Genomic DNA, 4382 nt, shown 5'->3' with positions numbered 1-4382 from the left:
GAGCGGTACAAGCCTTTGAATTGCGCCACGGCGCCGGCGTGCCTCGCCGGCGCCGAATTGTTTTGGTCGCCTGGTCGATGCTTGAACCAGGCAACAGAGGTGACTTCCGGAGAGAGCGCGTGATAATTGAGCCATGGCAGACAAAATTCGCGTCGTTGTTCTCTATGGCGGCAGGTCCGGTGAGCACGAGKTCTCGCTGAAATCGGCAGCCTCCGTGCTGGGGCATCTCGACCGCACCCGCTTCGAGGTGATCCCGGTCTCCATCGACAAGACGGGTCGGTGGCAATGGAACGACCTTCGGACGCTCGATCAGGCCCACGCGGCGGCCTTGCCGATCCTGCCCGATGCGCCGGAGATGCGGCTCGCCAGGGGACCTGATGGACGCGGCGTCCTCATGCCGATCACGCAAGGCGCCGCCGACCCGATCGAGATCGACGTCGTCTTTCCGGTCATCCACGGGCCGCTTTGCGAAGACGGCACCGTGCAGGGCCTGCTGGAATTGGCCGACGTCGCCTATGTGGGATCGGGCGTTCTCGCCTCCGCCGTCAGCATGGACAAGGATGTCGCCAAGCGGCTCGCCGAATTCGCCGGCATTCCGGTCGCGCCCTATCGCGTGCTCGCCCGCAAGGCCTACGTTCAGGACCGAACGTCATTGCTTGCGAAGGCGGTCGAAGGCTTGAGCCTCCCGGTCTTCGTCAAGCCGTGCAACATGGGCTCCAGCGTCGGCATCCACAAGGTCAAGACGCCGGATGCGCTCGAAGCGGCGCTCGATGATGCGTTTCGGTATGACGTCAAGGTGCTGGTCGAACAGGGCATCGACGCGCGCGAGATCGAGGTCGCGGTGCTCGAGGGCGAGACGCTGTTCGCGAGCGTCGCCAGCGAGCTGAACCCCAACGCCCATCACGAGTTCTATTCGTACGAGGCAAAGTATCTCGATCCCGATGGCGCTCGGGTCGACCTTCCGGCCAAGCTCGACGCGGCACAGATGGAGCGCGTCCGGTCACTGGCCACCCGGGTGTTCGCGGCGCTCGAATGCAGCGGCTTCGCCCGGGTCGACTTCTTCCTCGACCGGAAAACCGGCGAGTTCTGCTTCAACGAGATCAACACCCTGCCCGGTTTCACGTCGATCAGCATGTATCCGAAGATGATGGAAGCCTCGGGCGTACCGTATGGAGAGTTGCTGACGCGCCTCGTCAATCTGGCGCTGGACCGGCACCGGCAGCGGCAGACCCTGGAACGGGGCTACGCGAGCTAGTCGATCTCCGGCTCCGGACAGAGCGCAACCGCCTGTTCATGACCGCGAGCCAATCGCTCTATGCCGTGTACACGGCGACGCAAGGCGCGGGACCGGGCTGAAGCCGACGACGCGATCCACAAGCAAGGGCGCCGGCGTGAACCGCCGGCGCCCGATCGCTTTCTGCGCTCGCCATCTGCATAAATAATCGCCACGCACGTCGCGGCGGGCGCTCTTTATGACAACGGTACGCGCGCGCGCCGAGACGTGGTTCCCTGATCGTCATCAAGTTACGCCTCGGGCAAATCTCCGCCATCAATCCAACTAAGATGAGACGCGCGGTTTCGCCGCAGCGCGGCGCGAGGTCATGACGTCCTCTGCAACCCGCGCCCGACATGAACTGGGAGTTGCGCGATGCGCCATATGCCAAATGACACGATCGTCGTCAGCGTTGGGGACCAGAAATTCGTCACCGAGTTCGGCGACCCGGGTCTGCCGATCGACGGCCGCGGCGGCAACGATACGATGATCGCCACGGTCGATGCGGTCAACGGGGTCCTGACTTTCGTCGGCGACGACGCGACCATGCAAGGCCGCTCGCACGGAGGAAACGACCTTCTCGTCGCGAGCATCCAGGGCTTCGGGGATTACGCGGTTATCGACGGCGACGCGCAGACCATGTCGGACCACGCCCATGGCGGCAACGACATGATCCACGTCGATGCCTCGACGACGATCTATACAAGCGTCAGTCTTTTTGGAGACGCCGAAAGCACCATGACGGGCGACACGAAGGGAGGCAATGACGTCATTACCGCGGAGATAGGGAATCGATCGTCAAGCGCCTTCAGCGGCGACGCGGGCTATTCGATGAGCGACAATGCTCACGGCGGCAACGATATCATCGATGTGACGCAGGTCGGCATCTCTGGCGGGGCGTCGATATCCGGCGATGCCCTTGTGTCCATGAGCGGCAATGCGCGTGGCGGCAACGACATCCTCATCTACACCGTCGGTGCGGGCGCCCACTCGGGCGGCGCGTCTCTGGTCGGAGACGCCGGCTACATGAGTGACAACGCCCGCGGCGGAAACGACATCCTGATCGCGGCGGTCGACGGCAACCCGGATTCGACCTCCATCGTGCTCGTCGGCGATGCCGCAAACATGTCGGGCAACGCGCATGGTGGAAACGATATCCTCATCGGAAGCAGTCGCGATGATTTGCTGTGTGGAGATGCACAGACCTACGCTCCGTTCACGGCCGGCTCGATCACCGGCGGCAAGGATATCCTGAACAGCGGCGGCGGCAATGACCAGCTCTGGGGCGGACCGAACAACGATCTCTTCGTCTTCAACACCGGCTCAGGCCAGGACGTGATCAATGATTTCGATCAAGGTAACAAGGCCGTCGGCAGCACGGCGCGAGAGCATGATGCTATCAACGTTCACGATTACGGTTTTGCAGGTTGGGCCGAGCTGAAGAGCCTGATCAGCGACAACAGCTCCGGCAATGCCGTGATCCACCTGACGGCCAATGATACGATCACGCTGGACGGCATCCACGCGGCTGATCTCCATGCAAAGGATTTCATCGTCTAGGGGCTCGGTCGAGGGGCCCGGTCTTGAAGCCAAGGGAGAGGCCATGCGCGCTGCGATTCCGAACTTCGTGAAGCTGTCGCAGTAATCAGCTCCCACCGACATCAGGCCCATCGCTCGCTCGCGAGCGGTGGAGTTTTTCTCTGTCTCTCGCAGATGCGTTGTGCCCGGCCGGCGCCTATCGACCTTGGGCGATGTTGACTTTCCGCCGTCCCGCTCCCCATACTTCGCAAAAAGATAACAACCAATCAAAAGACGGTCTTGAGGGAGGATAGGATGCCGACTTCACGCAGGCAGCTGCTGAAGAGCTCGGCGGCTGCTGCCGCCGCACTCAGCCTCGATTGGACACGGGCCCAGGCGCAAGCCGAGACGTTGCGCATCGGCCTGATCTACGACCTCACCGGCCCATTCGCCGCTGGCGGCTCGGTCGCCTCGTCAATCGGGGCGCAGATCGCGATCGATCTCGTCAACGAGAAAGGCGGCGTCGGCGGCAAGACCAAGATTGCTCCAGTCGCCGCGGATTCCCAGAGCAAGCCCGACGTTGCGATCAACGAGGCCGAACGCCTGATCAGCCAGGAGAAGATCGATATCATCAACGGCGTCTATGCGAGCTCGCATGCGGTGCCACTCGCGGCGAAGGTCGAGCAGCAGAAGAAGATCCTCTGGATCACGACCGCGGTCTCGACCGCCGTGTTCAAGGACAAGAACCTGCAATACGTGTTTCGCGCGCAGATCCATTCGGATCAGTACGGCCAGGCTTTTGCCGGTTTCCTCGCCGAGCATGCGAAAGCAAAGCTCGGAATGGATCCCAAGGAGGTCAAGGTCGCACTGATCCATGAGGACGGCCCCTACGGTGTTGGCGTCGCCGCCGCCGATGAGGCCTATGCCAAGGAGGCCGGCATCCAGGTGGTGCTGCGCGAGGGCTATTCGGCCTCGGCGCCCGATCTCTCGGTGCTGGTGACCAAGATCAAGCGCGCCAAGGCCGACGTGATTTCGCATGCCGGCTATAACCCCGACATCACCCTGTTCCTGCGCCAGGCCCGCGAGAGCGGTCTGCGCTTCAAGATGCTGTTCGGCGCCGGCGCCGGCTACAGCCAGCTCGACAAGCTGCGCGCCACTTTTGGTCCCGACATCGACAATTTCTGCAACATCGATCCGGTGCCGGCGCAGCTGCTCGATCCGGCAAAGCTCGCACCGGGTATCGGCGATCTGACCAACGCCATGGTCGCGCGCTACAAGGCCAAGACCGGCGCCACCGACGTGCCGCCGCACTGCTCGATGGGCTTCAACCAGACCTGGGTGCTGCTCAACAACGTGCTGCCGGTCGCCAAGGAAAAGTACGGCAGCTTCGAGCCCGAGGCGATCCGCAAGGCCGCGCTCGACGTCGACATCCCCGCCGGCGGCACCATCCAGGGCTATGGCGTGAAATTCTTCCCGYCGGGCACGCCGCTCTCKGGCCAGAACGAACGCTCGACGCCGGTCGTGATGCAGAACGCCGGCGAGCACATCTCGGTGGTGTGGCCGACGAACATCCGCACGCAAGACCCGGTGT

Annotated in this window: 3 protein-coding genes; all 3 read left to right on the top strand. The window is 63.1% G+C overall.

Features of this window, described 5'->3' with window-relative positions; translation table 11 throughout:
- Positions 1 to 133 precede the first annotated feature (133 nt).
- The gene (locus AC1D00_RS29085) at positions 134 to 1255 is read left to right on the top strand and encodes a D-alanine--D-alanine ligase family protein (protein WP_477013035.1); all 1122 of its coding nucleotides are present in this window, start codon (positions 134 to 136) and stop codon (positions 1253 to 1255) included.
- Between the two features lie 393 nt (positions 1256 to 1648).
- Positions 1649 to 2833, top strand: a complete 1185-nt coding sequence (locus tag AC1D00_RS29080) for a calcium-binding protein (protein WP_477013034.1) — start codon at positions 1649 to 1651, stop codon at positions 2831 to 2833.
- A 273-nt stretch (positions 2834 to 3106) separates the two neighbouring features.
- The coding region (locus AC1D00_RS29075; protein ID WP_477013033.1) for an ABC transporter substrate-binding protein at positions 3107 to 4382 on the top strand (1276 nt) is incomplete at its 3' end.

The sequence above is a fragment of the Bradyrhizobium sp. P2_E8 genome (genome assembly GCF_056403875.1).
Note: the sequence above shows the minus strand (reverse complement) of the source record. Positions and strands in the feature narration are given on the sequence as shown.